Origin of the sequence: Natronococcus sp. CG52 (genome assembly GCF_023913515.1) — an archaeon.
Classification (GTDB): domain Archaea; phylum Halobacteriota; class Halobacteria; order Halobacteriales; family Natrialbaceae; genus Natronococcus; species Natronococcus zhouii.
Genome location: NZ_CP099391.1, coordinates 785,944 through 805,710, shown reverse-complemented (window position 1 = coordinate 805,710; position 19,767 = coordinate 785,944). Strand labels below are relative to the sequence as shown.

The window sequence follows — 19,767 nt, the reverse complement described above, 5'->3', positions numbered from 1 at the left end:
TAAACAGCGCTATCTTAGCCCACGTCAAGTGAGATAACCATGCAGATGCCACGCCGATTCAATACGTACTGTCCGCACTGCAACGAACACCACGAACACGAAGTCGAGAAGGTCCGCTCGGGCCGCTCCTCGGGAATGAAGTGGGACGCTCGCCGAACGCGTCGCAACACGGCGGTCATCGGTAACGCCGGCCGCTTCTCGAAGGTTCCTGGTGGCGACAAGCCGACCAAGAAGACCGACCTCAAGTACCGCTGTAACGACTGCGGGAAAGCCCACCTTCGCGAGGGATGGCGGACGGGCCGACTCGAGTTCCAGGAGTGATTACGATGGCAGGAAACTTTTACAACGTCCGCTGCGGTGACTGCGAGAACGAACAGACCGTCTTCGGCAAGGCCTCCACGGAGGTCGCCTGTGCCGTCTGTGGCACGACGCTCGCCCGACCGACCGGCGGCAAAGCCGAGATAGACCACGAGATCCTCGAAACAGTCGAGTCACGATGAAGTACAGCGGCTGGCCCGACCCCGGCGAACTCGTCGTCGGCAAGATCGACGAGATCGAGGACTTCGGCGTCTTCGTCGACCTCGAGGAGTACCAGGACCAGCGCGGGCTGATCCACATCTCCGAGGTCGCAAGCGGCTGGATCAAGAACGTCCGCGATCACGTTCGCGAGGGCCAGATCGTCGTCTGCAAGGTACTCGACGTCGACGAAGGCTCCCAGCAGATCGACCTCTCGCTGAAGGACGTCAACGACCACCAGCGATCCGAGAAGATCCAGCAGTGGAAAAACGAGCAAAAGGCCGACAACTGGATGGGTCTGGCACTCGGTGAGGACGCCGACGACGAAACCTACACCGCAATCGCCAACGAGCTGATCGGCACCCACGACAGCCTCTACAACGGGTTCAAGCAGGCCGCCATCCACGGCGACGAGGCGCTCGAGGGGACCGATCTCTCCGAGGACGAGATCGACGCCATCGTCGAGACCGCCCGCGAGAACGTCTCGGTGCCGTACGTCAACGTCACCGGCTACGTCGACCTCGAGAACGCGTCGCCGAGCGGCGTCGACGGGATCCGCGAGGCGCTTTCGGCCGCGGAGGGCAACGGCGAGATCCCCGACGAAGTCGACCTCGAGGTCAACTACGTCGGCGCGCCGGAGTACCGGATCACCGTGAAGGCGCCGAACTACAAGACCGCCGAAGCGCAACTCGAGGAGAGCGCCCAGCGCGCGGTCGTCGCTATCGAAGAGCACGGCGGCACGGGCGAGTTCCACCGCGAGCGTCGCACCGACGACGAGTAATGAAATCCAACATCCGGGTCTGTTCGGCGTGGCGCGACGCCCACGATCGCCCGGTGTACACGCTTTCTACCGACTGTCCCGAGTGCGGAGCCGACGCCGTCAACAGCGCCCCGGCTCCGTTCGATCCCGAGGACTCCTACGGCGAGTACCGACGCGCTCTTAAACGTCGCAATCGCTGATACGGTATGGACGAACTCGAGATCGACGCGGTCGCCGAGGTCAAACTGGACGACCCCGTACTCGTCGAGGGGTTACCAGGTGTCGGACACGTCGGCAGCCTCGCCGCCGAGCACCTGCTCGAGGAGCTCGAGGGCGAGAGTACGCTCGTTCGGCGCATCTACTCCCGCGAGTTCCCGCCGAAGGTGAGCGTCGAGGACGGCGTCGCCGAACTGACCTGCGCGGAGATCCACGCCGTCTCGGTACCTGACGGCCGGGACCTCCTCGTGCTGACCGGCGATCACCAGGCCCAGACCAACGACGGTCACTACGTGCTGACGACGGCCTTTCTCGACATCGCCGAGGAGTTCGGCGCGACGGAGCTGTACGCGCTCGGCGGCGTTCCGACCGGCGAACTGATTGACGAGTACGCCGTCGTGGGAGCCGTCAGTCACGAATCGATGCTCGAACCGCTGGAGGACGCGGGCGTCGAGTTCCGCGAGGACGAACCCGCCGGCGGCATCGTCGGCGTCTCCGGACTCCTGCTCGGACTGGGCGAACGGCGCGGGTTCGAGGCCGCCTGCCTGATGGGCGAGACCAGCGGCTACCTCGTCGATCCCAAGAGCGCCCGTGCGGTGCTCGAGGTGCTCGAGGCGCTGCTCGGCTTCGAGGTCGACTACGAGACGCTCGACGAGCGGGCCGACGAGATGGAGGAAGTCATCGGCAAGATCCAGGAGATGGAACAGCAACAGCAGATGGACGTTCCGACGGACGACGACCTGCGCTACATCGGATAGCGGTTTCTGTTATCGTTCTCGCTCGCCGGGTCTCGTTTCGACGCTTCGAACGCTCGCTGGTTGCGGTGGCACGCCGAACCGGGGGAACGACGCGTGACCCGCGGCGCAAAGCCGTGCGAGGTCTTCGCGAACACGTGAGCGAGGGCTCGTCGGAGCACTCTGACGGTGGACGAGCGAACGGGGTGAGCGGTAGCGCGGAACCAGAGGTTCCGCGAACCGTGCGAATAGTGCGAGACCGAAGGTCTCGCATACCGTGCGAATGGGCGCCGTGCGTCCGTGAGCGGAGGGTGCGCAGCACCCGTGAGCAGAAATCGGCTGGGAGGACGCGGGAATTCCCTGCGTTTCGTGCGAGCAAGACATCCGTCTCGCCGCAATTGTCAGAATGGAGTAGTGTTCTTTCCTTGTTTAGAACTACCAGTGAAGATCCTGGTTCTCGTGCGGGCGATGTACGTACGAACAGGAAAACGATTTAGGGGGAGGTCAGTAGCATCGTGATCGGCCAAGATTGAATACCACAGATGAACGACAGGAATCGATCTCAGTTTTGGAGGCTCATATCCGCCTTGTACCCCCGATTCATCACGTTACCACTCCTAAATTTATGAAAAGACGACAGACACATTAAAACGCTAGCCGCCCTTTCCTCGAGGCAAGTAACGTGTTCTAAAAATGGCTACAACAAATATCACCGGCAGAGACGACGGAGATCCACTCAGCACCCTCTTTTCCTGCTTATCAAACAGTTACCGACGCCGTCTCCTACGGACCGTGGATGACCGGGCATCCACCCCAATACCCCGGAGGGAACTCGCTACGGCTCTCGCTACTTGGATCCATAAGAAACCGCGAGACCAAGTGACAAGCGAGGAGCGCCAGGAGGCGCTGATGACTCTCCAGCACGTGCATTTGCCGAAACTAGACGAGGCGATGCTAATCGAACAGGATACCGACAGAGATACCGTTACTGTCACCGATCACTCCGCATTTCAGGACGTCGGTATCCGTGAAGCGATAGCCGGTGAGGAGTCCGCAGATATTCAGTCATATGATTCGCTCTTTGCAGCGCTCGCTGATGCCCACCGACGAACCATCCTCGACGTGCTCAGTCGCCAATATCAGTCGATCCAAACGGAGACGCTAGCACGTGAAGTCGTCGCCAAAGAACGAGGGACGACCGAGCAGGACGTGCCGCCAGAGGCGGTGGAAGAGCTACTCGTCCTCTTCCGTCACGTTCATCTTCCACCCCTGTCCAAAGCAGGGCTAATCGAATACGATGCCGATGAGCGGACAGTTGCCTACGACGGCCATCCCCTCCTGCGCGTTCCGTGGCTGCACTCTCAGTTCAGTCCTGACTTCCGAACGAGCCTCACGAACAGTTCGAAAGACGAGGACATCTGGACGATTGAAGGGCGTGAGAACATCGTTTCATATGGCCAGTCGCTCTGTGAGGACGCTGACGAGGAACTGTTCATGATGTTCACCACGACGGGGCTCCTCGAGGCGGGGTGTCTCTCCCGCGTTCAGCAGGCCGTCGATCGAGGCGTGGATGTCTACCTTGGAACGTGTGATTCGACCGTTCGCGAGTTCGTCCAGGAACACACTCCAGCGGTCACCCTTTGGGAACCGCAAGCCAACTGGCTTGATCTTCCAGTCGACGGAGAGAACGTTGGCCGACTGGTATTCGCTGATCGCGAAGCTGTCCTAATCGGGACGCTCGGAAAGAAGAACGGTGAAGGCATCCACGAAGAACGGGCCATCACCGGCGAAGGGGCAGATAATGTTCTCGTCGTCCTGATGCGCCAGATGTTGGGCTCCAAGCTCGATCAGTTCGACGAACAAAGCGAGAGGATCGAGTCAAATCTGCCGTTTTGACGCACGCATACTATAGATGGGAGACAACACGGTGTACGAACTGAATGCCGACGAGTCGCCGAGCATGGCTGTGGTGGCCGCAGTAGCTGAATTGACGAATCAATCCACAGTAGTGATGGAACCTCTTACGGAGACGATCGATGCTGATGCATTAGACAAGATTCTCGAGAGTAACGCCGGAAATGGATCTTCCGTAACGGTCACGTTCAACTACTATGGATGCCAAATTACGATAACTTCTCACAAAATACTGATTGCCCGGTCAGAGTGATGTCGCCGGACGAGATCGGTTCTTTGTCTCCGGTTGAGGTACTCTCTATTCATGACGCACCAGCTATAGTAACAACTGAAACGATTTACACACCCGATCGCACTGTCCGCGGTTCTCGCTTGCTTCGCTCGCACCGACCCGCGCTCCCGTCGTGCGATCGGGTGTGCACTGACTTTCAGCGGCTACTATACTAACGCCGGAACGTGACGGAGTTTCACTGTGCCGTTCACATCTCTACAGGCTGAGCAGGGCGAGTGCCTCGGGGTCGTTCGGAAGACCTTCGGTCTTCCGTGAGTGAGAAAACGCTTCGCGTTTGCGATCTATGCAAGACCTCTGGTCTTGCAGTACGACGAGAGAGCGACGCTCTCTCGAACCACTTGACTCCGAGGGAGTTCACGTAACGGATAAGCTAATTCAGTTTCAGCTACGAGACTGGATAAAGAACGTACACCAACGACTGCCGTTATACTGTCGGCCGTAAGTCAGTGGATCGGTAATAACGGCGAGCACGGTTTTCTGGCGGTTATGATCGATCGAGATTACCCCTCGAGCACTTCGTACGAAACGTCGGCGTCCCGGAGCGTGTCGGTGACGCGGCCGACGGCGTCGGTCGTCGCGACCGCGGTAACTGCGAGGCCGCGTTCAGCGGCGTCGGCAGCGACGTCGCCGACCGCGAAGGTGACCGCGGGCTCGGTCCCGGCCTGCCGGCAGGCGACGACCGCCTCGATCCCGGTCGCGAGCACGAGGTCGGCGTCCGCACAGTGGTCGGTGACCGTCTCGGCGTCGATCTCGCGGCTGCCGCCGGATCGAACCGCCGGAACCTGCAGGACCGTCACGCTCCCGGGCTCGAGTTCGATGACGCCCTCGAAACTAGTCACGCCGACGTCCGTTCCTGCATCGGCGTTCGTCGTCGCGACACCGGTCGCCGGTCCCTCCTCGCCCGGACTCGCGTGGAGCAGTCCGTCCTCGATCGACAGCGAGACGATGTCGCCTTCCTGCAGGTCCGCGGTCGCGATGGCACTATCTTCGCCCATCGCGCCCAGGACGTCTTCGGTGACGTGATCGGCAAACCGGCGGACGTCCCCCGCGGCCTGGAAGAGCCAGTCGACGCCTTCCTTGGTGACGCGGTACCGGGATCGTCCCTCCTTCTCCACGAGACCGTCGTCGACGAGTTCGCGGATGTACTCGCTGACGGCCTGACTCGTTACGCCGACTTCCTCGGCGATCTCTCCCTGGCTGACGGCGGGCTGGCGCTCGGCGATCTGGACGAGGATCCGAAACCGCGTCGCGGCCCGCTTGTTGTCGAGGACGTCGACCATACCGGCAATTCCTTCCAGCACGGCAAAAAGGTAGGCGGTCTCGACGGCGCGTCGGCGCTCGAGCGCGCACGAACGCCGGCGCAGCGCCGGCGACTCGAACGTCGCGTCTTCCCACGCGGGTCGTCGGCGGTTCGATCCGGCGGTCGAGTCGTCAAGTTGATAGCGGGAGCGTCCTTCTGGATAACATGAATATGTGGCCCTCCGTGACGACCGCCGCACTCGAGACGGTCGCTGGGCTCGAATCCGTGGCGAGCGGGCCGCTCGGTCCGGCGGTGCTCGGAAGCCAGCCGATCGATGCGCTCGCCTGGATCGCGATCGCCGCGTTCGTCGCGGCGCTCCTCGTCCGATGGCGCGGTGGCGCCGGTTCCGCCCGGTCGCTCGGTGCGGTCGCCTGGGTCGCGTTCGGGACGTACTGGCTGTCGATGGTGCCCCACTACTATTACGACGTCCAGAGTCCCCTTCAGACGATACTGGCACTCGCCGCGCTGCCGCTGTGTGTCTACGCCGGCTACCTCCTGTTCGGCGGGCGCGACTCGCTGTTCGTCCTCACGAAAGCGGTCGCGATCATGGGCCTGATCTACCTGCCGGCGGAGACGATTCCGGTCGTCCGCCAGTGGTTGATCGAGACCACGGCGATCCACACCCACTACGGGATGGAACTGCTCGGCTACAGCCCCGGGCTCGACGAGGGAGTAAACGGCTACGAGAGCCGGTTCAACTTCGACTCCGACGAGACGGTCACCGGACGAACGACCTACATCGTCATGGCCTGTACCGGTCTCGGGAGCATGGCGATCTTCGGCGGCCTGATCGCGTCGGTTACGGCCCCGCTCGAGCGAAAGGCGGCCGCGTTCGCCCTCGCGATCGGCGTCATCTGGTTCCTCAACCTCGTCCGCAACGTCTTCATCGGACTGGCGACGCCGTGGGGCTGGTTCCAGCAGGACTGGCTGGTGTCGTTCATGACGACGTACATGGGTGCGGAGGCGAACCGCGTCTCCTACCTCGTCGCCCACAACTACATCTCGCAGTTGCTGTCGGTCGTCGCGCTCGTCGGGATCACCTTTCTCGTCATCAAAATCCTCCCGGAAGTGCTCAGACCCCTCGAGGAGGTGCTGTTCGTCCTCACCGGTACCGAGTACGACCTCGAGCACGCCCTCGGTGACGACGTCCGGGCCGATGGCGGCACTGAAGTCGACGGCTCACGATCGGACGACCGATGAGCGACCGAGCCGTCGACGTCCCGTTTACGCTCACTAACCGGGCGGTCTACCTTCCGGAAGCGGACGCGCTCGTCCTCGCCGACGTTCACTTCGGTCGCGTCGCCGCCTCGAGCGTCGACGCGCCGGTCGACGACGGCGGCGACGTCTGCGATCGACTCGAGGAGTCGCTCTCGGCGTGGCAGCCGGAAACGGTCGTCGTCGCCGGCGACCTGCTTCACTCGTTCTCGCGGATTCCGCGCGGCGTCGAGCGATCGGTTTCCCGGTTCGTCGATCGGGTCGAAACGGTCGGCGCGTCGCTGGTCGTCACCCCCGGCAATCACGACACGATGCTCGAGGCGGTTTTCCCGGGTGAAACGACACCGGCGTACCGGCTAGCGGACGGAGAGACCGTCGTCTGTCACGGGCACGAACCGCCGAGTGCGGACGCCGACCGGTACGTCGTCGGTCACGACCATCCAGCGCTGTCGATCGACGGGCGAAAACGACCGTGTTTCCTCTACGGACCCGATAGCTACGAGGGCGCGAGCGTCCTCATGCTCCCGGCCTTTACCCGCCTCGCATCCGGCGCGACCGTCAACCGTATGCGCTCTCGAGACTTCCAGTCGCCGCTGGTGACGGACGTCGACGCCTGCTATCCCGCCGTTCGGGACCCCTCGAGCGACGAGACGCTCTGGTTCCCGCCGCTCGGCCAGTCACGTCGACTCCTGTAATCGGGCTGACCCAGCCTCGAGATTTCGACGGCTCCGTTCCTCTCGTCGACGACGTTGCCGGGAAGTACCACCATTCGAGACTGTCACGATGGGGAAAACCTATACCGGAGCGTTCGAATTCAACCAGTATCAAAATGGCTGAACGTGCGGAGCACCAACAAATCCCCGATCGCCTCGTCTGCCCGAACTGTCCGGCGGACTATCCGACGCCCTTCTCGAGGCGATACATCACCTGTCGGCGCTGTGAGTCCGAGTTCCTGGCTCCCGACGATGCACGGGATGCCGGAAGCGACGAGGCGGACGCGGAAGGGGTCGTCGGCGACGAACGCGGCGAGGAAGCCGCCGACGGGAGCAGTGACGACCGGACACGACGCTACCTGCAGACGATCCGGACGAGTGCACCGAGTATCGCACTGGGATTCAACGGTGCCGCCTTCTGTTTCTGGCTCGCCGGCATCGTCTCGTTCGAGATCGCCGCCATGACCATGGTTCTCGTCGTGAACGGCTACCTGGTTCAGGATCGACTCTGAGAGGACGGGAACGGTCGACTCGAGAGCCGATCACCTGCGAGTTACCCCGAGCAGTCCTCGAGCACCGCCTTCGCCGCGAGTCGTCCGCTCTTCATCGCCCCCTGGATCGACGACCACTGCGTGTAATCCCCGGCCAGGTAGACCGATCCGTCCGGATCGCGGGCGTCCAGTAACCGGTCGTAGATTCCCGGCGGCTGTTCGAACTGGGCGAACCCGATCCGATCCGTCCGTAGCGTCTCGAGCCGGTCGAACCGGCGTTCGGGGTACCACGACGCGAGCGTCTCCCGCGTGATCGCGGCGAGTTCCTCGTCGCTCTCCTCGCGTTCGCCCAGATAGGTCGCGCTGATCAGCGTCGCGTCGTCGGGCGCGTACTCGGGTGCGACCGCGCTGTGGGGAACGACCTGGTTCGGCCCCTCATCGCTCGCGTTCAGGAGGAGGCGTCCGCCGGTCTCGAGGTCCGTTCCCGGAGGGAGTTCGTAGTACTGGGTGACGCAGGCCCGCGCCTCGGTCGGGATCGAATCCACGTTGGTCAGGTCTCGAGCGGTCGGCGGGTCGGTCGCGACGACGACCGCAGCGGCGTCGATCTCCTCGCCCTCGTCGGTCGTCACCGTCGCCCTACCGCTTCCGGCGGCCGCCTCGTCGCTCGAGACCGCCGTGACGCCGATGCCCGTCTCGATCGCTCCGCCGGCGGTCCGCACCTCGTCGGCGAGCCGGGCCGGAATCGCGCCCATCCCCGCGGCCGGAACGGCAGCCTCGCTCGCGGCGAGCGTCCGGAAGGTGTACTCGAAGATCCGCTTCGAGGTCGACAGCGACCGGTCGAGGGTGATGCCGCCGTAGAAGGGGGCGACGAAGTTCTCGACGAACCCGTCGGAGAAGCCGCGTTCGCGGAGGTACGCCTCGATCGACGCGTCCGGTCCGGAGCCCTCGAAGATCGCCTCCGGATCGGTGCGTCCGAGTTCCAGGGCGAGTCGAACGACGCGGAGTTTGTCCCCGAACGAGATGTCCGGGTTGAACAGCGTCGCCGGAAACGTCCTCGGTTCTCGGAGCGGGTCCGCAAGCGTCGACCGGTGGTTCGGACGGGCGATACACGCACCGGGAGCGAACCGGCGGAGATCGAGCGCCTCGAGGTCGAGTTCGCGACGGACGGCGGGGTAGGCGGGGAAGAGCACCTGAAAGCCGCGATCGAACCGAAAGCCGTCGCGCGATCGCGTCCGGACACGACCGCCGACGACCTCGTCGCGTTCGAACAGCGTTACGTCGAGTCCCGCACCGGCGAGGTGGCGCGTTGCCACGAGGCCGGCGAGTCCGCCACCGACGACGATCACCGCTGGAGTCGAACCCATAGGTGATTCTCGGCCGGTGACGAATAAAATCGACGACCTACCACTGCAGGCGGTCGGGTTTCGGGGGGTCGTCGACTCGAGTGGCGCGTCGCTCGAGGGAGTCGATTCGCGTGCCGCCGTCCCAGCGACGTTCGAGACCGCCTCGGCTGGTTCGTCGTTCGGTCAGTTCTCGGTCGTTCACGATCTTCAACGGATATAGCCACCGGCAGCTGCAAGGCGATGCATTATGTGGGGACTCGGGGTTCGTCGTTTGTATGCCAGACGATGACAAACCTGCGATGAGCTTCTCTCACGACCTCTCACGGCGAACGGTAATGCAGATGGGCGGCGGACTGGCCGTCTTCGGAATCGCCGGAACGGCGGAAGGGTTCACGCCCGAGGACTTCGACGTGACACCCCTCGAGCAGATGCAGGAGGCCGAGGTTGCGGAAGGCGGCCTCCAGTACTTTACCATTCGGCAGGCGCGGGTGGTCTACGACCTGACGGCGCGAATATACCCGTCCGACGATAACGGCCCGGGCGCGCCGGAGGCCGGCGTCGTGTACTTCATCGACCAGCAGATGAACTCGGCGTGGGGACGCGGGGAGCGGTGGTACATGCAGGGGCCGTTCGCCGGGAAAGACCCGACCGATCCGTTCGAGGACGAGGCGGAAGAGCCCGAGGACGTCGACCAGGAGACGGAGGTCCCCTGGGCCGAAACGAACCCGGCGGAGACGCAGGGGTGGCAGTACGCGCTCACGCCGAACGAAGCCTACGACCAGGGGATCGCGGCCGTCGAGGAGTACGCCCAGCAGGAGTACGACGGCGATTCGTTCACGGAACTCGACGGGGACCAGCAGGACGAGGTGGTCACCGCGCTCCAGGAAGACGAGGTGGAGACGTTCGAGAACAGCGACATCGACGCGGGCGGCTTCTTCCTCATGGTCCGGCAGAACACCCTCGAGGGGATGTTCAGCGACCCGATGTACGGCGGCAACCGCGAGATGGTCGGCTGGCGACTGAAGGGGTTCCCCGGGACGCCCGGCGCGCTGGGCAGCTATCGGGGCCTGATCGAGGACGACGAGTACATCGAACTCGAAGACGACGACTTCCGAGAGCTGGCCGACGACGTCGGATCGCTCGGGATCGACGACGAGAACGAGGAACCGGCCAACGAACAGGGCGAGGGCGGCCACGCGCACGTCCACGAAGCGGCCGAGGCGGACTTCCCGAAGATCGTCGATCCGGAGGCCGCTCGCGGCGACGCAGACGGGAAGGTCACCCGGACGAGCCTCGACGAAGACGCCGCGGACGACGGAGGTGAGCGCTGATGGTTCAAGAACTCGATCCCGTCGACGTGGTGACCGTCGGCGCGGGCTGGACCGGCGGCATCATCGCCAAGGAGCTCGCCCAGAACGACTACCAGGTGGTGAGCCTCGAACGGGGCGGCGAGCGCGAAACGGCGGACTTCTTCACGGTCCACGACGAGCTGGGGTACGCGCTCCGGTACAAGTTGATGCAGGACCTCTCGAAGGAGACGATCACGTTCCGGAACAACGTCGACGAACCCGCCCTGCCGATGCGCCGCTTCGGCGCGTTCCTGCCGGGATCCGGCGAGGGCGGCGCGGGCGTCCACTGGAACGGCGTCACCTGGCGGTTCCTCCCCTACGACTTCGAGATCCGGTCGCGGACGATCGAGGAATACGGCGAGGAGAAGATCCCCGAGAACATGCAGCTCCAGGATTGGGGGATCAGCTACGAGGAGCTGGAGCCGTACTTCGACGAGTTCGAGTACACCGCCGGCATCGCGGGCGAGGCGGGCAACATCGAGGGGGAAATCCAGGACGACGGCAACCCCTACGAGGGACCGCGTTCGCGGGACTACCCGCTCCCGCCGATGCTGGATACTCCGGTGCTCGAACTGTTCAAGGAGACGACGGCGGAGATGGGATACGAACCGTTCCAGCAGCCCTCGGCCAACCTCACGGAGCAGTACACGAACCCGGACGGCGTCCAGCAGGGCCAGTGCGAGTACTGCGGCTACTGCGAGCGGTTCGGCTGCGAGTGGGGCGCGAAGGCGTCGCCGATCACCACCGTCTTACCCGCCGCACGGGAGACCGGGAACTTCGAGTTGCGAACGCACTCTGACGTCGTGGAGCTGCTGTACGACGAAGACGAACAGCGGGTCGAGGGCGTCCGGTACGTCGACCGGCGGACCGACGAGGTGTACGAGCAGCCGGCCGACGTCGTCGCGCTGACCGCGTACGTGCTGAACAACGTCCGGCTCCTGTTGCTGTCGGAGATCGGCGAGCCGTACGACCCCGAGACGGGCGAGGGCGTCGTCGGGAAGAACTACTGCTACCAGAACTTCCAGGCCAGCGCTCGCGGGTTCTTCGACGACGAGGAGTGGAACCTCTACATGGGTGCCGGAGCGCTGGGGGCAGCGATCGACGACTTCAACGGCGACAACTTCGACCACGAGGACCTGGACTTCCTCCACGGCGGCAACGTCGCCATCAGCCAGACCGGCGAGCGACCGATCGCCAACCACCCGGTACCCGAGGGAACCTCGGAGTGGGGATCCGAGTTCAAAGCGGAGAGTCTCGAGTACTACCACAGTTCGATCTCGATCTCCTGCCAGGGATCGGTACTCCCCTTCCGGGAGAACTACCTCGACCTCGATCCGGAGTACACCGACCAGTACGGCCGGCCGCTGCTCCGGATGACCTTCGACTGGCGCGAGCAGGACCGCAACCTCGTCGAGTACGTCGGCCCGCGCCTCGAGGAGATCATGGAAGAGATGGGCGCCGACACGGTCGACGCCAGCACGACCATCGAGGAGAGCTTCGACATCACGCCCTACCAGTCGACGCACAACACCGGCGGCGCGATCATGGGCGCCGATCCGGAGCAGTCGGTCGTGAACAACTACCTGCAAAACTGGGACGCGCACAACCTGTTCGTTCCCGGCGCCTCGGCGTTCGCCCACAATAGCGGCTACAACCCCACGGGGACGGTCGGCGCGCTGGCCTTCAGGGCCGCGGAGGGAATCCAAGAGTACCTCGACAACCCCGACCTGCTCGTGGACGCGGAATCGTAATCGCGTCCGCGAACGGGAGGGCGATCCCGATCGCCTCGAGCGTCGTTCCCGGTGAACGTCGCCCGCGAGAGCGTCGCGGACGGAAGCGAGAGCGCGAACGCTCGTCCTACATATCGGTGAGTACTCTGAGCGCGATCCCTACTACGATCGTGAGCGCGCCGAGGACGGTTGCGACCGGTGGGATTGGAACGAACAGCAGGCCGATACCGAGCGGGATCAGGAGTGTCGAGACTCGGACCATATGCTCGAATTGTCGGGAAGACGGGTAGCACCACGGCCGGCATTCACAACTCGAGAAACGACCGCCGACTCGATTGGATCGGTCTCGCTGCCCGTCACTGGCGAGAACGCATCAACGCGCCCGGTATTTATAACTCTCAGTCAGTCGTGATCGGAATATGGTCGATGCGACCGTCACACCGATCGAACGCGGGACGATCACCACGGACTTCAACCACGTTCTCGAGGCCCATACGATGGGGTCGGCCGTCGACCCCGACCCCGAGACGGTCATGGGCGACGGGCCCGTCTACAACCTCGTGATCGACCACCCCGAGGGGACGATCCTCTGGGACACCGGCTCGCATCCCGAGGCCGACTCGGGCCACTGGCCCGACGAACTGTACGCGGCCTTCGAGCACACCGGCCTCCGGCCGCTCGAGGACGACCTCGAGTCGGCGGGGTACGCCGTCTCGGATATCGACTACGTGATCCAGAGCCACCTCCACCTCGACCACGCCGGCGGCCTCTACGCCTTCGAGGGAACCGACGTCCCGGTCTTCGTCCACGAGGAGGAGTTGAAGTACGCCTACTACAGCGCCAAGACCGACGCCGGCAGCGACGCCTACGTTTCCGGCGACTTCGACCGCGACCTGAACTGGGAGATCGTCCACGGCGAGCGCGAGCAGCAGTTCCGAGACCTCGAGTTCGTCCACCTGCCGGGCCACACGCCCGGCCTGCTCGGCGTCCGGCTCGAACTCGACGAGGCCGGGACGGTGTTCGTCGCGGGCGACCAGGCCTACGTCCGGGCGAACTACGAGGACGAACACCCGATGGGCGGCAGCTTGCTCTGGAGCAAGCGCGCCTGGTTCGAGAGTCTGCGGCTACTCGAGGAGGAAGAGCGGCGAAACGACGCGCAGGTTATCTGCGGACACGACGCGGCCGACCTCGAGACGCTCCGAAACGGACTGTAACGGGGCGCTCGAGCGACGTGCCGCTCAGTGAACGCCGATGTAGGCGTCGCGGATGTACTCGTCGTCCCGGAGCTCCGACGCGGAGCCGGACAGTTCGATCGTCCCGGTCTCGAGCAGCGCGAGCCGCTCGGCGTGACGAAGCGCGAACGTCGAGTTCTGTTCGGCCAGCAGGATCGTCAGCCCCTCGTCGTTCAACCGCTCGATCGCCTCATTGATGTCTTCGATGATGATCGGTGCGAGCCCGAGCGTCGGTTCGTCGAGCATCAACACGTCGGGATCGCTCATCAGCGCCCGGCCGATCGCGAGCATCTGCTGTTCGCCGCCGCTCATCGTTTCGGCCTCCTGATCCCGCCGTTCGTCGAGCCGGGGGAACAGCTCGTAGACCATCTCGAAGTCCTCGCGGACCGCATCCCGGTCCTCGCGGAACTGCGCGCCCATCAGCAGGTTTTCGTGAACCGAGAAGAACGGGAACAGGTCCCGGTCCTCGGTGCAGTAGACGAGACCGTCGTTGACGATCTCCTGGGCGCTGCGCCCGGCGAGGTCGGTTCCGGCGTACTCGATCCGCCCCTCGTAGTCGACGAAGCCGGCGATCGCGTCGAGCATGGTCGTCTTGCCGGCGCCGTTGGGGCCGATCACGCCGTAGATCTCGCCGGACTCGATCGCCAGCGAGACCCCCTTCAGCGCGTGGGACTTGCCGTACCGGACGTGGACGTCCGCGAGTTCGAGGGCGGCCATCTACGCCACCTCCGTCCCGCCGAGGTAGGCTTTCTTGACGCGTTCGTCCGTCGTGACCTCGTCCGGACTGCCCTCCATGAGGAAGTCGCCGTTGTCGAGGACGACGGCCCGATCGACGAGACCCATCAGTCCGCCCATGTTGTGATCGACGATAACCATCGTGATCCCGTCCTCGCGGAACGTCTCGAACGTCGCCGCGAGTTCGCCGATCTCCTGCTGGTTCATCCCCGCGAAGGGCTCGTCGAGCAGGAGCAGTTCCGGCTCGGTCGCGAGCGCCTTCGCGACCTCGAGCCGGCGGACGTCGGCGTGTGGCAGTTCGTCCGGGAGCTCCTGGAGCTCGTTCTCGAGGCCGACCCGAGCGGCGTACCGGTAGATTTCCTCCTCGCTCGCGCCGCCGCGCAGGGAGACGACGCTGTTCGGCAGCGTGAACAGCTTGATGTTCCCGGCGACGGGCAGCGCGTCGATCGGGTTCGACTCCTGGGAAACCCGCGACAGCCCGTGGTTGACGACCTGGTGGGTCCGGTAGTCGGTGACGTCCTTCCCGTCGAACCGGATCGTTCCCGCGGTGACGTCGTACTCGCTCATGATGCAGTTGAATATCGTCGATTTGCCCGAGCCGTTCGGGCCGATCAGTCCGACGATCTCGCCGCGGTCGACCGTAAACGAGACGTCGTCGACGGCGACGAGCCCGCCGAAGCGCTTCGTGACGCCGTCGATCTCGAGCAGACTCACCGATTCTCACCTCGATGTCCGTAGCTGTCGAGCTTGTGCCACAACTTCCGGAACAGTCCGTCCCGGGCGAACACGAGCACGAGCAGGATGATCACCCAGAGGATCGTCCAACGAGCCGACGCCGGCAACCCCTCGAGGAGGAAGTCCTCGAGCACGACGAAGAGGAACGCACCTCCCAGCGGGCCGAGGATCGAACTCATTCCGCCCAGAACCGCCATGGCGATCATCTCGATGCTGTTGTCGACCACGACGAACGTCGTCGGATCGACGGAGCCGTAGTAGTGCACCAGGAGGACGCCGCCGATCCCCATCGGAATCGAACTCAGGACGAACGACCAGAGCTTGAACTTGGTCGCGTCGAGCCCGGCGGCGTTAACCGCCGACTCGTTCTCCCGGATCGCCATGAGCACGAGCCCGATGTTCGAGCGGGCGACGAACGTCAGCGCGACGGCGACGACGAGCATCGGGATCAGCATGTAGTAGTAGCGCACGAGCGGATCGTACGTGAACACCTCCACGCCCTGGATCCCGGTTTCGCCGCCGGTGTACTCGCTGAACGGCCGGATCAACCGGTAGAAGATCAACACGGCGACGAACGTGATCAGCGAGAAGTACGGTCCGCTCAATCGAAGCGTCGGGAGCGCGATCAGCAGCCCGACGACGAGCGCCGCGAGGATCGAGAGCGGAATCGTAACGGCCATCGACATCTCGGGATCGACGTTGTAGACGAGCATCGCCGTCGCGTACGCCGCCGCGCCCGACAGCACGGAGTGGCCGAAGCTGATGTAGCCGGTGTAGCCGCTCTGGATGTCCCAGCTCATAGCGAACACCGCCCAGATGCAGGCGATCGTCATCGTCTGAACGAGCGAGAACGTCCCCCAGAAGGGGGCCGTCAGCAGCCCGAGCAGCGATCCGAAGATCAGCAGGAACTGCAGGCCGTTCATCTCGCCGAAGTACGCCCCGAACAGCCGGTTGTAGCCGTCTGCGAGGGGCTGGAAGACGGGGTTGATTCGACTGCCGACGGTGCGTAGTCCGTCGTCGACGCTGCGCCAGGTGTCTCCCAGCGCCCGCGTCGAGCCGGTCGAACGATCGGTTTCGCTACTCATGGACGAACTCCCTCCCGTACAGTCCCTGCGGTAGGACGAGCAGAACGACGACGAGGACGACCAGCGAGAAGATCCCCTGGAAACTCGAGCCGAGGAACTGGATCGTCACCGTCTCGAGGTAGCCGATGAGGTAGGCCGCGACGACCGACCCCTTGATGCTCCCGATTCCGCCGATGACGACGATGATGAACGCGATGGCGAGCGGGTTGAGCCACATCACCGGGTACGTCGAGAGCAACGATCCCAGGAACACGCCGGCGATGCCGGCGAAGGCCCCGGCGATCAGCCAGGTCCGGGACTTGACGAAGTCGAGGTCGACGCCCGTGAGCTGCGCGCCGCGCTCGCTCATCGACGTCGCGAGGATCGATCGTCCCTCGTCGGTCTGGGTTACGTAGTACCAGAGGAGACCGATCGCGATCCAGGAGATGACGAACCCGAGTAACTCCATGTAGCGAACGCGCGTCCCCACGTTCTCGAGGTGCAAGGAACCGGCGACGAGCGGCACGAGCTGGTAGGGATCCGTCCCGAACCAGAAGGTCACGAGTTCGGTCGCCAACAGCGCGAGGACGACCGTTGCGAGGAACGTGATGACGACGTTCTCCTCGATGAACTGTACCAGCCCCGCGTACATCGCGTAGGAGGCACCGGCCGAAACGGCGACGGCGATAACGAATCCGACCATCGGCGGCAGGGAGAGCATCCCTCCCGTCGAGGTGAGTCCAAGATACGCGAAGGCGCCGATCATGATCAGGGCACCGTGTGCGAGGTTCAACACCCCGCCCACGCCGAAGATCATCGTAAAGCCGATCGCGATCAGCGCGTAGACGGCGCTGATCATCGCGCCCAGAATCAGTATCGACAGCAGTGTGCCGAGCATATCTGCTTACAGCCACTCCGGCGCGACGTGGTCGGCGGTCGCGTCGGCCTCGGGGAAGACGCACTCGACCTCCCCGCCCTCCTGCCACTGGGTCATCGGGAAGTTCGAGATGTAGTCGTCCTCGTCGCGCGTTTCCTGGACGTCGTTCGGGTACTCGGAATCCTCGTCGTACAGCACCATCTCGCCGGTCGCACCGGTGTGTTCGGTGCTGAGCATCGCGTCGACGATGCCGTCCAGTTCGTTCTCGTAGTCGGCGGTGCCGGCGCTCTCGACGGCCTCCCTGTAGAAGTGGACCGCGTCGTAGGAGTTGAACCCCATGTACATGGGTTTGCTCGGCGGATCCTCGTCGGCGTAGCGGTCCTCGTACTCCTCGACGAACGGCATCGTTCGGTCGGTGAGCTCTGTGACACCGCCGGCTCCCGACTGGGACGTCGTCTCGTACAGGCACGCCCCCTCGGTCGCGTCCCAGAACGCCGGCGACATACCCGGGACGTTGATCCCTTCCACCGCGAACGGGTACTCGTTGCTCTGCCACGTCGAGACGAACGCCGCGGAGTCGGCGTGAGCGATGAACCGGAAGACGGCGTCGGCGTCCGCGCTGTCCACGTCGTCGAGGTACTGCGTGAAGTCGTCCGTTTCGATTCCCATCGTGTCGGCGTGGACGACGTTGAACCCCAGATCCTCGATCTCGTCGGGCAGTCGCTCGATGAACGGACCGGTCCAGGCGGCGTCGTCGGCCAGGATGGCGAAGTCCTCCCAGCCGTGTTCGTCCGAGAGGAACTCGGCGTACTGCCCCATCGCCTCCGCCTGGAGGTCGGAGTTAATCGGTCCCGTTCGGAAGACGTTCTTGTACTCCTCGTAGTCCCGTCCGTGGAACTCCGTGATCGAGTCCGGGTCGGCCGACCCGGTGATGATGAACGGGACGTTCCGGTCGGCAACGAAGTCCATGATGCCCTGGGTCACCTCGCTGACGAACGTCCCCACCAGCAGGTCGACGTTGTCCTCCTGGATCAGACTCTCGACGACTGCGGTCCCCTCGTCGACCTGTCCCTCCGTGTTCTCCGAGAGCAGTTCGACTTCCTGGTCGAGGATCCCGCCGTCGTCGTTCACCTCGTCGACGGCGATTTCGATACTCCGTTCCGCCCCGAGCCCCATCTGGGATCGCGTCGGTGCCAGATGTCCGATCCGGAAAATATCGTCGTCCTCGCCGCTGATTCCGCCGAGACAACCGGCGAGTGCCGTCGTTACTGTACCGGCACCGGCCGCCCCGAGAAAGGTTCTTCGTTTAACGGTTTTGTTACCAGCGTTTTTCATTTTCGCCCTCCTGCTATCTTTGTTAGTCATTGTGGACCACTAGGTTAGCAACTCTGGTTCCCGGTTCTGGTTCCTGTCTATTAAATATGTAGGTCGGTGACGGCCCTCACGCGCGGACGATCACACAGATTTGTGGGATCGTTACGAGACGAATTCGCCGATCGACTCGCGGTCGGTCGCAGAGTCACGGAGGGCGTATCGGCCCTCGTCGAACGTGACGGCGCCCTCGTGGCGGAGATGGTCGAGGTGTGCGTACGCCTCGCCGGGTCCGTGGATGATGTGAATGCCCTCGAGGTCACCGAACAGGTGGGCACTGACCGTCCAGGCGTCGGCCGGTCCGTGATCCTCGAGCACGTCGAGGACGTTTTCGGTCCGCTCCCGGTGGTGCTCGAGGATCGTCCGCGCTCGCTCGGTCGGTTCGTCGATCGGATCGCGGTGGCCGGGCCAGACGCGGTCGTAGTCCCGATCGACGATCCTCCCCAGCGTCTCCGCGTACTTCGCCAGGGGTCGGTCGACCCTGAGGTCGGCCCCGCCGACGTTCGGCGTGTAGACCGGTAACACGGCGTCGCCGACGAACGCCTCCGAGCCGCCTCCTCGGTGCGTCTCCGACGCACCGCTGATCTCGAAACAGCAGAGTCCGGCCGCGTGACCGGGCGCGTGGAGCGCCTCGAGCGTCCGCCCGCCGACCTCGAGAACGTCCCCACCCTCGACCGGCGTCGTCTCGGCCGGTTCTCCCTCGAGACTGGTTCCCGCCTCGAGGAAGGAGAGCAGTTCCTCGCGGGCGTCGTCTGGGACACCCCACTGCTCGAGCAGTTCCAGTCGGCGTTCCTCGACGGCGGCGACCGCGCCCGAATCCCGCTCGACGAGCGGCGCGTCGGCCTCGTGGACGTAGACCGTCGCGTCGCTCTCCTGCTGGATCTCGCCGGCGAGACCGGCGTGGTCGACGTGGAAGTGCGTCAGAACGACGTCGTCGATATCTGCGAACTCGTATCCCCGTTCGGCCAGCCCGTCGCGGAGGTCGGCCCGGACGGCGTCGGTCGCGATCCCGGTGTCGACCAGCGCGAGTTCGTCCCGTTCCTCGTCGGCGAGCACGTAGGCGTTGTTTCGCCCCTCGAACTCCTCGTTACCCAGCGAAATGCGATCCATGTCCCGTACAGACAGCGTGACCGGTATTAGTTCGGGCGGTTGCGGAGATGCCAGACTGTTAACTGCTGCG

General features: G+C 64.1%; 22 protein-coding genes. 13 read left to right on the top strand and 9 right to left on the bottom strand.

The annotated features are described in order from the left end of the window. Positions 1–39 precede the first annotated feature (39 nt). The 7 genes from NED97_RS04195 to NED97_RS04165 all read left to right on the top strand — a co-directional run bounded on the left by NED97_RS04195 (position 40) and on the right by NED97_RS04165 (position 4,393). A complete protein-coding gene (locus tag NED97_RS04195; protein ID WP_148856170.1) occupies positions 40–321 on the top strand; it encodes a 50S ribosomal protein L44e in 282 nt (93 codons plus the stop codon). A 5-nt stretch (positions 322–326) separates the two neighbouring features. Continuing rightward, complete coding sequence (locus NED97_RS04190) at positions 327–500, top strand: 30S ribosomal protein S27e (RefSeq protein WP_005553725.1); 174 nt, start codon at positions 327–329, stop codon at positions 498–500. Then, a complete protein-coding gene (locus tag NED97_RS04185) occupies positions 497–1,297 on the top strand; it encodes a translation initiation factor IF-2 subunit alpha (RefSeq protein ID WP_252489471.1) in 801 nt (266 codons plus the stop codon). The genes NED97_RS04190 and NED97_RS04185 overlap by 4 nt, the downstream gene beginning before the upstream one ends. After that, positions 1,297–1,476, top strand: a complete 180-nt coding sequence (locus NED97_RS04180) for an RNA-protein complex protein Nop10 (RefSeq protein WP_252489470.1) — start codon at positions 1,297–1,299, stop codon at positions 1,474–1,476. The genes NED97_RS04185 and NED97_RS04180 overlap by 1 nt, the downstream gene beginning before the upstream one ends. A gap of 6 nt (positions 1,477–1,482) precedes the next feature. Further along, positions 1,483–2,250, top strand: a complete 768-nt coding sequence (locus tag NED97_RS04175; RefSeq protein WP_252489469.1) for a proteasome assembly chaperone family protein — start codon at positions 1,483–1,485, stop codon at positions 2,248–2,250. Between the two features lie 669 nt (positions 2,251–2,919). Beyond that, positions 2,920–4,122: a DUF7344 domain-containing protein gene (locus NED97_RS04170; protein ID WP_455429868.1), complete on the top strand. Its 1,203-nt coding sequence runs from the start codon at positions 2,920–2,922 to the stop codon at positions 4,120–4,122. Between the two features lie 16 nt (positions 4,123–4,138). After that, positions 4,139–4,393, top strand: a complete 255-nt coding sequence (locus NED97_RS04165; RefSeq protein ID WP_252489467.1) for a HalOD1 output domain-containing protein — start codon at positions 4,139–4,141, stop codon at positions 4,391–4,393. Positions 4,394–4,932: 539 nt separating this feature from the next. Here the strand turns inward: NED97_RS04165 and NED97_RS04160 are convergent. Then, complete coding sequence (locus NED97_RS04160) at positions 4,933–5,712, bottom strand: DUF7839 domain-containing protein (protein WP_252489466.1); 780 nt, start codon at positions 5,710–5,712, stop codon at positions 4,933–4,935. A 191-nt stretch (positions 5,713–5,903) separates the two neighbouring features. On the opposite strand from NED97_RS04160, the gene artA reads away from it, so the two are divergent. The 3 genes from artA (at position 5,904) to NED97_RS04145 (ending at position 8,172) form a co-directional block, all read left to right on the top strand. Then, positions 5,904–6,932 carry an archaeosortase A gene (gene artA / locus NED97_RS04155; protein WP_382207602.1) on the top strand — a complete coding sequence of 343 codons (1,029 nt, stop codon included), beginning with the start codon at positions 5,904–5,906 and terminating at the stop codon, positions 6,930–6,932. Next, positions 6,929–7,642, top strand: coding sequence for a metallophosphoesterase (locus NED97_RS04150; protein ID WP_252489464.1), 714 nt, complete (start codon positions 6,929–6,931; stop codon positions 7,640–7,642). Before artA ends, NED97_RS04150 begins: the two co-directional genes overlap by 4 nt. Positions 7,643–7,776: 134 nt before the next feature. Next, the gene (locus NED97_RS04145) at positions 7,777–8,172 is read left to right on the top strand and encodes a hypothetical protein (protein ID WP_252489463.1); all 396 of its coding nucleotides are present in this window, start codon (positions 7,777–7,779) and stop codon (positions 8,170–8,172) included. Positions 8,173–8,213: 41 nt separating this feature from the next. Here NED97_RS04145 and NED97_RS04140 read toward each other — a convergent pair whose 3' ends face one another. Further along, a complete protein-coding gene (locus tag NED97_RS04140) occupies positions 8,214–9,515 on the bottom strand; it encodes an NAD(P)/FAD-dependent oxidoreductase (RefSeq protein WP_252489462.1) in 1,302 nt (433 codons plus the stop codon). 254 nt (positions 9,516–9,769) lie between these two features. On the opposite strand from NED97_RS04140, the gene NED97_RS04135 reads away from it, so the two are divergent. Further along, positions 9,770–10,825: a gluconate 2-dehydrogenase subunit 3 family protein gene (locus NED97_RS04135; RefSeq protein WP_252489461.1), complete on the top strand. Its 1,056-nt coding sequence runs from the start codon at positions 9,770–9,772 to the stop codon at positions 10,823–10,825. Further along, positions 10,825–12,594, top strand: a complete 1,770-nt coding sequence (locus NED97_RS04130; RefSeq protein WP_252489460.1) for a GMC family oxidoreductase — start codon at positions 10,825–10,827, stop codon at positions 12,592–12,594. The genes NED97_RS04135 and NED97_RS04130 overlap by 1 nt, the downstream gene beginning before the upstream one ends. Before the next feature lie 106 nt (positions 12,595–12,700). Here the strand turns inward: NED97_RS04130 and NED97_RS04125 are convergent, their stop codons facing one another. After that, a complete protein-coding gene (locus NED97_RS04125) occupies positions 12,701–12,835 on the bottom strand; it encodes a transporter (protein WP_252489459.1) in 135 nt (44 codons plus the stop codon). Positions 12,836–12,992: 157 nt separating this feature from the next. Here NED97_RS04125 and NED97_RS04120 point away from each other — a divergent pair, with 157 nt between their 5' ends. After that, positions 12,993–13,787: an N-acyl homoserine lactonase family protein gene (locus NED97_RS04120; RefSeq protein WP_252489458.1), complete on the top strand. Its 795-nt coding sequence runs from the start codon at positions 12,993–12,995 to the stop codon at positions 13,785–13,787. Between the two features lie 24 nt (positions 13,788–13,811). Here NED97_RS04120 and NED97_RS04115 read toward each other — a convergent pair whose 3' ends face one another. From NED97_RS04115 to NED97_RS04090, 6 genes are all read right to left on the bottom strand, one after another. Next, positions 13,812–14,522, bottom strand: coding sequence for an ABC transporter ATP-binding protein (locus tag NED97_RS04115; protein ID WP_252489457.1), 711 nt, complete (start codon positions 14,520–14,522; stop codon positions 13,812–13,814). Next, on the bottom strand, positions 14,523–15,254 hold the full coding sequence (locus NED97_RS04110; RefSeq protein WP_252489456.1) for an ABC transporter ATP-binding protein: 732 nt from the start codon (positions 15,252–15,254) through the stop codon (positions 14,523–14,525). Beyond that, positions 15,251–16,360, bottom strand: a complete 1,110-nt coding sequence (locus NED97_RS04105; RefSeq protein ID WP_252489455.1) for a branched-chain amino acid ABC transporter permease — start codon at positions 16,358–16,360, stop codon at positions 15,251–15,253. Before NED97_RS04105 ends, NED97_RS04110 begins: the two co-directional genes overlap by 4 nt. Next, positions 16,353–17,237: a branched-chain amino acid ABC transporter permease gene (locus NED97_RS04100; RefSeq protein WP_252489454.1), complete on the bottom strand. Its 885-nt coding sequence runs from the start codon at positions 17,235–17,237 to the stop codon at positions 16,353–16,355. Before NED97_RS04100 ends, NED97_RS04105 begins: the two co-directional genes overlap by 8 nt. 6 nt (positions 17,238–17,243) lie before the next feature. Then, positions 17,244–18,551 carry an ABC transporter substrate-binding protein gene (locus NED97_RS04095; protein WP_252489453.1) on the bottom strand — a complete coding sequence of 436 codons (1,308 nt, stop codon included), beginning with the start codon at positions 18,549–18,551 and terminating at the stop codon, positions 17,244–17,246. Between the two features lie 141 nt (positions 18,552–18,692). Next, the gene (locus tag NED97_RS04090) at positions 18,693–19,697 is read right to left on the bottom strand and encodes an MBL fold metallo-hydrolase (RefSeq protein WP_252489452.1); all 1,005 of its coding nucleotides are present in this window, start codon (positions 19,695–19,697) and stop codon (positions 18,693–18,695) included. Positions 19,698–19,767: the final 70 nt, after the last annotated feature.